The sequence below is a fragment of the Candidatus Protofrankia californiensis genome, assembly GCF_900634765.1.
In the GTDB taxonomy this organism is placed as follows: Bacteria; Actinomycetota; Actinomycetes; order Frankiales; family Frankiaceae; genus Protofrankia; species Protofrankia californiensis.
Genome location: NZ_CAAAFT010000052.1, coordinates 19,024 through 25,015 on the forward strand (window position 1 = coordinate 19,024; position 5,992 = coordinate 25,015).

At 68.3% G+C, this 5,992-nt stretch carries 3 protein-coding genes and 3 pseudogenes; 3 read left to right on the plus strand and 3 right to left on the minus strand.

The window, feature by feature from the left end; genetic code table 11:
* On the minus strand, nt 1–1,286 hold a 1,286-nt coding region (locus tag DD1DGNOD_RS02900; protein ID WP_241255428.1), incomplete at its 3' end, for a serine/threonine-protein kinase.
* A gap of 133 nt (nt 1,287–1,419) precedes the next feature.
* Between DD1DGNOD_RS02900 and DD1DGNOD_RS30665 the strand changes: the two are divergent.
* Nucleotides 1,420–1,674 (plus strand): annotated as a pseudogene (locus DD1DGNOD_RS30665) (IS982 family transposase); the annotation flags it as partial.
* A gap of 107 nt (nt 1,675–1,781) precedes the next feature.
* Here DD1DGNOD_RS30665 and DD1DGNOD_RS02910 read toward each other — a convergent pair.
* Nucleotides 1,782–2,105, minus strand: a pseudogene (locus DD1DGNOD_RS02910) (DDE-type integrase/transposase/recombinase); the annotation flags it as partial.
* An 863-nt stretch (nt 2,106–2,968) separates the two neighbouring features.
* On the opposite strand from DD1DGNOD_RS02910, the gene DD1DGNOD_RS02920 reads away from it, so the two are divergent.
* Nucleotides 2,969–3,208 carry a ribbon-helix-helix protein, CopG family gene (locus DD1DGNOD_RS02920; protein ID WP_131769386.1) on the plus strand — a complete coding sequence of 80 codons (240 nt, stop codon included), beginning with the start codon at nt 2,969–2,971 and terminating at the stop codon, nt 3,206–3,208.
* 116 nt (nt 3,209–3,324) lie between these two features.
* Here the strand turns inward: DD1DGNOD_RS02920 and DD1DGNOD_RS31035 are convergent.
* Nucleotides 3,325–3,510 (minus strand): annotated as a pseudogene (locus tag DD1DGNOD_RS31035) (DDE-type integrase/transposase/recombinase); the annotation flags it as partial.
* Between the two features lie 289 nt (nt 3,511–3,799).
* Here DD1DGNOD_RS31035 and DD1DGNOD_RS02930 point away from each other — a divergent pair.
* Nucleotides 3,800–5,323, plus strand: coding sequence for an MFS transporter (locus DD1DGNOD_RS02930; protein ID WP_131769383.1), 1,524 nt, complete (start codon nt 3,800–3,802; stop codon nt 5,321–5,323).
* Nucleotides 5,324–5,992 lie beyond the last annotated feature (669 nt).

Sequence of the window (5,992 nt, forward strand, 5' to 3'; positions counted from 1 at the left end):
CCATCCGGGGAGAACGCCACCGACGGGACCCAGTCGGTGTGGCCGGTCAACGGCGGGCCCAGCGGCCGGGGGTTGCCAGCCGGTGCCTGCCGCGCGGAGGTAGCCGGTGCCGGAGGGTAGGCACTGGTCTCGCTCCGAGCAGACCTGACGGCGAAGAGAGTGCCGGTGACGGCGAGCAGCAGCAGGACGGCGGCGGAGATGCGGCGCCGCCGCGGCCCTCCGAGGATGCGGCCAAGGGGTCCTGGGGCGGACTGGCCACCCGTCGCCCCGTCCGGCGGCTGACCGCCGGCCGGGTGTGTGGGGAGCTCGCCGCTGCGGGGAGTCGTGCCGGCGGCCGGGCAGACAGCCCCCGGCGAGGGTGTCCGAACGGTCACCGGGTCAGCGGACCGTTCGCCGGCGGCGCGAACCTCATCGCTGAGACGAAGCAGGATCCCCGACCGCGCCGTCCACCGCGGCCCGTAGCTACGGGCCGCGGCACCGGCGAGATCACATGCGAACGTGTGCGCGGAGGGATACCGCGTTGCCGGATCCTTGGCCAGGACCCGCAGGACCACCTCGGCTACCCCCGCGGGCACCCCCGGCAGCGGCGGGGGCGTGGTGTGGAGATGGTGGTGATACAGGGCGTGAGGGGGCAGGGTCGGGTCAAACAGCGGTGCTCCCGCCAGCAGCTCATACAGGACCACCCCGAGCGTGTACAGATCGGTGGCCGGCCCCAGCCGGCCACCGACAAGCTGTTCGGGAGCCATGTACTTCGGCGTCCCGATAATCGCGCTCGCCGTAGCCGCCGACCCGGCGACAATCTTCGCGATCCCGAAGTCGGTCACCTTCACCAGACCGGCGGTGTCGAACAGGATGTTGTCCGGCTTGATGTCGCGGTGCAGCACCCCCTGAGCATGCGCACAGGTCAACGCCTCGGCCACGGCCAGACCAACCGCGCAGGCACCCTCCGCCGCCATCCCGGCCCGCCGGCGGGTCAGGGTCCCTCCCGCCAGCAACTCCATAACGATCAGACAGAGACCGTCGGTCTCGACATAGTCATAGACCCGGACCACATGCGGATGATCCATGCTGGCGAGGATCTGTGCCTCCGCGGCGAAACCGGCCGGCGCACCCTCCTGCCCCGCGGACAATACTTTGATCGCCACATCCCGGTTCAGGCGGCGGTGCCGCCCCGCCAGCACCAGCCCGAACGCGCCGGCACCCAGCCCAGCGCCCAGCTCATAGCCAGGTAACGCCGCCGCTACCTGCGCCCGGTCAACAAGCATGCGCAGATGGCCGCCGGACACCGACGACCCCGCCCCCGACCAGCACAAACCCGTCCATCATCCCCCCAGCAGACTGCCGCGATCCTAGACGAATAAGTCCGAAGTCTGGGCTGGTGGTGGCTGGGCATGGAGAGAAGGCGCCCAAGATCATGGTGTGACGCAAGACCTGGACACCCTCTTGACTGCATTCTACGTGAAGATCGACGACCGGATCGGAGAGAAGACCCGGTGGACGGGCAAGCCGCCGCTCTTGAGTGACTCCGAGCTCGTCTGCCTCGCGGTGGCCCAAGCCCTGCTCGGCCATCACTCCGAGGCCCGGTGGCTGCGCTACACGCGCACGCATCTGTCCGACATGTTCCCGTACCTGCCGGGGCAGTCGGGGTACAACAAGCGATTGCGCGCGGCGTTACGGGTCAGGCTGCCGCTCGGGGTATGCCACCACGAACGTGCAGCAACCACGAACTCACAGTTGCGTTATGGGAAAGCAAGACATGGCGGACCCTGCCTGAATGTTGATCAGACCGCCAGGGCGAGCTCGGTGAAGGCAGCCGACACCCGCAGGTGCGGTTCGGCCTCGACGCCGAGTTCGTAGTGGCCACGGCGGACGTTCTGTACGAACGTATGCCCCAAGCTGACCGTCTGGGCGGAACGGAGGCGTTTCAGCCCGCGCATCGGCCGTAGTCTTGCTTTCAGCTGGCTGTGGTCGGATTCGATCCGGTTGTTCGCCCGCCGGGCGTCGACGTGACGGGCGGCGGGCAGCAGCTCGTCCAGGATCCGCGGATAGACAGCAGCCTTATCGGTGGTGACCTCCACCGGCCTGCGGCTGAGGGAGGGGCGCCGTAGTAATACGGCGCCCCTACCCGGCGAGGCTACGCTGCGAGCCCGACCGGTTCGGCCTCGTGGGTGGGGTCGGGTACCAGCGGCGGAGTCTGCGGCTAGCGATCCTCTGGTCGCTAGCGTTGTTGAGGATGCGGGTCGGACTCGCGGGTGGAGATGGCCGCCTCGCAGCGGTGACGCTCACCCTGGCCAGGCTGCTGAGGTTACTCACCTCCCACGGTTTTTCCCGGTCTCGAAGACCGGGTCTGTGACGGTTCGTGGCAGGCTGGTCGGGTGAGCATGGGGGATCCTGTGGCTGCCCGAAACTCGTCCGGGGTTGTGACCTGAGACCTTTCGCGGGTGCGGGATCCCCGGTTCATGTCTTGGCAGGGTCGGCGGCAGCGTCACGACCGACGTCGGTGGTCGAACGGTGCGGCGGTGTGAAGGTGATCGAAATCGGAGGGGCGCGGCCGTCGAGGTGGGACCTCTGTGGCTCCTACTCGATCATCTGGCCGACTTTGGACTCTGCCTCGGTATGTGCACCTCGTGAGGCTGGCGGGACGGCTAGTTTCGTAATACATTTAGTGGGCGGATGTTCACCGGTCGGCGCGTAAGCATGGCATCGCCGACGCGGACAGCATCCACGCCGTCCAGCAGTTCCTGGTCGCCTATCCCCTTGGTGACGGTGAGGAGCCGCGCAGGGAGCTGCGGTTGGGCCCGGACCGGGCGGGCAACCTACTGGAGATCGTCGTCCTGCTCCTGGACGACGGCACGGACCTGGTCATCCATGCGATGCGGATGCGGTCCAAGTATCGGGATCTCCTGTCGTGATCAGGGAGAGGTGCGTCATGACGGACAGCAGTGAGAGGCCGCCTACGTCGAACGGTGTGCCGGTGACGGATGAACTGGTGGATCGGCTGGCGGCGGAGGCCGAGACCGGCTATGACGTTGCGGAGCTGCGTCGACGTGGGGGCCGCCGTCCGCTGGGGTCGGGTCCTGCAGATGTGGTGCCGGTGCGGCTGGACCCGGACCTGCGGGCGGCGCTTGCCGCGCGGGCGGCTACCGAGCATACGAACGCCAGCGACGTCATCCGTCAGGCGCTTCGTGCGTGGCTCGACGTCGCGTAGTGGTCGATGTCCCGCAGGGGTGCGGGGAACGGTCCCGACGATCGGCGTCGCGCTGGTGGGATGGCTCTGTTGCGTTATGGGAAAGCAAGACATGGCGGACCCTGCCTGAATGTTGATCAGACCGCCAGGGCGAGCTCGGTGAAGGCAGCCGACACCCGCAGCCGCGGGTCGGCGTCGACGCCGAGTTTGTAGTGGCCGCGTCGGATGTTCTGGACGAATGCATGCCCCAAGCTGACCGTCTGCGCGGAGCGGACGCGTTTGAGTCCGCGCATCGGCCACAGTCTTGCTTTCAGCTGGCTGTGGAGGAGCTCCTCGACGTCCCGGTACGACAGCGCGTAGCGCAGATACCAGCGGACCGCCAGCACGCTTCCCCTCAGGAGGGAACCGGAACCCGGCAAACTCCGATGCCGGGACTGGCTGACGGACAGCACGTCGGCGCATCACTCGATCATGCCTGGTCAGACGCCGAGACAGCGGACCTCAGCAACGCAACAGACCCCGGCTACGTCAGCCGAGCAACTCCGTAGTCCATAGTCCGCTGATGACCTCGGACCGCGGGCGGATTCGGGATGCCGGCCGGGAGGAGGGATGATGGCCACGGTGAGCCGAGTTGCGCAGCAGCCGGCCGACCCAGTCGGGCTGAGGTTCGCCAGCCGGTCGGGGCGGTGGGTGCTGGTGGCCACCGTGTTGGGATCCGCGATCGCATCGATCGACGCGACCGTGGTGGGTATCGCGCTGCCGGCGATAGGCCGGGATTTCCACACCGGCCTGGCGGCGCTGCAGTGGGTGGTCACGGCTTACACCCTCACCCTGGCCGGTCTGCTGCTGGTCGCCGGGGACCTGGGCGATCGGTACGGGCGCCGGCGGATATTCCTGATCGGGGTGGTGTGGTTCGTGGTGGCGTCGCTGCTGGGTGCGGTCGCCTCGAGCGCGCCAGTGCTGGTCGGCGCTCGCGCGTTGCAGGGCGTCGGTGCGGCGCTGTTGACGCCGGGCAGCTTGGCGATTCTGGAGGCGTCGTTCGTGCCGGAGGACCGCAGCCGGGCGATCGGGGCGTGGTCCGGGTTGGGCGGCGTGGCCACCGCGATCGGGCCGTTCCTGGGCGGGTGGCTGGTGCAGGCCGTGTCCTGGCGACTGATCTTCGTCATCAACGTGCCGGTGGCCGCCGCGGTCCTCGCGGTGGCCTGGTGGCACGTCCCGGAGTCCCGGGACCCGCAGGTGACCGGACGGGTCGACGTGGCCGGCGGCCTGCTGGTCACCCTCGGGCTGGTCGGACTGACCTACGGGCTGATCGAGGGCCCGAGCAGCGGCTGGACCAGCCCACCTGTGCTCGCCACGCTCGTCGGCGGCGCCGTCGCACTGGGCGTATTCGTTGGACGGGAACGCCGCACTCCCGCGCCGATGCTGCCGCTGGCCCTGTTCGCTTCCACCCAGTTCACCGCCACCAACGTGGTCACCTTCGCCGTCTACGGCGCACTCGGAGGCACCCTGTTCCTGCTCCCCATCCAGCTGCAGCAGGTATCCGGCTACAGCGCCCTGCAGGCCGGCATGTCCCTCCTGCCGCTCACCGCCATCATGTTGGCCCTCTCAGCCCGCTCTGGTGCGCTCGCCACCCGGATCGGACCGCGGCTGCAGATGAGCGTCGGCCCGTTCCTTGTCGGCACCGGCCTGGCGCTACTCGCCCGGATCGGCCCCTCCGGGGACTATCTGACCGAGGTGCTGCCCGCTGTGGTGGTGTTCGGCCTGGGCCTGGCCACCACGGTGGCGCCGCTGACCTCGACCGTGCTGGCCGCGGCCCCGGCCCGCCACGCCGGCATTGCCTCCGCGGTCAACAACGACGTCGCCCGCGCCGCCGGACTGATCGCTGTCGCCGTGCTCCCCGCCGCCGCGGGCATCACCGGCAGCGCCTACCTGCACCCGGTCCAGTTCGAGGACGGGTTCCGCACCGCGGTGTTCATCTCGGCGGGGCTGTGCCTGATCGGCGGCGTCCTGGCAGCCGTCACCATCTGCAACCCGCACCCGACCCCAACCATCGCCAGGCCGTCCGCACACCGGCTGCACTGTGCGCTGGACGCCCCGCCGCTACCGGATCCTCAGCACGCCACCGCGGCGGGATGACCGGTGACGGCACTGTTGCATTGGCGAAGTCCGCCATCTCGACGGCCGATCAGTCATGATCGAACGATGCGCCGACGTCGTGTCCGTCCACCGGTCCCAGCCTCTCCAGTTCGCCGGGTTCCGGTTCCCGCCCGAGGGGAAACGTACTGGCAGTGCGTTGGTACCGGCACTGTTGCATTCGCCGATTATCGGCGATCTTAACCGCAGATCTTCCCGTCGACGAAGCTCACGTGACCGCCTCACGGAGGCTTCAGACGCCCCAGAACGACCTTGGAGAACGCCTCCACCGGAAGATTTACGGCCAAGATCGGCTGATCCTGGTGGATGCAACAGCGCCATCCAGGGCCCCAGCAGGTCCGGGTTGGCGATCTCGGCTTTCTTGCGACCGCCACCAGCAGCCCGTACCCGATTTTTAGTCGGCTCTGTATCCGTCTCAAGCTCGGTGAGACCCCGCTGGATGGTGGTCTTGGAAGCGCCGGTGGCCCGCCGCGATTCCCCCGTAGCCCCAGGATCGCGCTTCGGTCGCCAATGCCATACGCCGGTCACGCTCATTCAGCCGTGGTAGCAAAATGTCCAGACGAGCGGCCGTCGCCGCGAACTCGGTAAACCTGTCAACCGACACAGGTGGGATAATATTGAAGCAATCACGAGGTATACCCAACACCTCGC

Bases quoted from the DNA above. Each gene is read 5' to 3' on its own strand.
- DD1DGNOD_RS02930 (WP_131769383.1), top strand. From the start codon at position 3,800: ATGGCCACGGTGAGCCGAGTTGCGCAGCAGCCGGCCGACCCAGTCGGG.